The 749-nt window shown below is 47.9% G+C and carries 1 protein-coding gene; it reads left to right on the top strand.

The window, feature by feature from the left end; translation table 11 throughout:
* Window positions 1–90: 90 nt before the first annotated feature.
* The coding region (locus ACO0LC_RS29120; protein WP_423009749.1) for a helix-turn-helix domain-containing protein at window positions 91–749 on the top strand (659 nt) is incomplete at its 3' end.

The following is a 749-nucleotide window of genomic DNA, read 5'->3' as shown; positions in this document are numbered from 1 at the left end:
TGTATAGAACAGAGACATGGGTAACACCTGTATCAGGACATAGGTAACACCTTTAGGTGATCATAAAGATACCTAAAGGGAGTCGCCAACATGACTTGGAAAACAGTAAATATCATGGATCTACGCTTAGAATTTGTCCTGCTTGCCAATCAAGAAGGAGCCAATCGACGTGAATTGTGCAGACGTTTTGGTATTAGCGCTAAAACTGGCTATAAATGGCTAGAGCGCTATGCAGAACAAGGTGAGGCGGGTTTGCAAGATCGGTCCCGACGACCAGTGAATTCTCCGTTGCGCGTCAGTGATGAGTTGGAGAAATTAGTGGTTGAACTACGCAATGAGCATCCATGCTGGGGAGGCCGTAAGATCAGGCAGCGACTGGAAAATCTTGGCTATGCCGATTTACCACTTGCCGGTACCGTGACACATATTTTGCATAGACACGGCCTTATCTTGCCAGAAGCGAGTCAACAACATACGCCATGGCAACGCTTCGAGCATGAACAAGCCAATGCACTGTGGCAGATTGACTTCAAAGGCTATTTCGAAACGTTGAAGGGGATTTGCTACCCACTGACCTTACTGGATGACCATTCGCGCTTCAATTTATTGTTGCATGCGTGTAGTCGGGCCAATCATGAAGCCGTGCAAGAAGCATTAATTCCGACGTTTGAACGCTATGGATTGCCATTGCGTATCAACGCCGATAACGGCCCACCCTGGGGAGCCTCCAAGCAGCCCAGTCAATCCAT

It is taken from the genome of Undibacterium sp. JH2W (assembly GCF_049340425.1).
Taxonomy (GTDB): domain Bacteria; phylum Pseudomonadota; class Gammaproteobacteria; order Burkholderiales; family Burkholderiaceae_D; genus Undibacterium.
The sequence above is the reverse complement of the archived record's forward strand: the minus strand, read 5'-3'. Positions and strand labels throughout refer to the sequence as shown.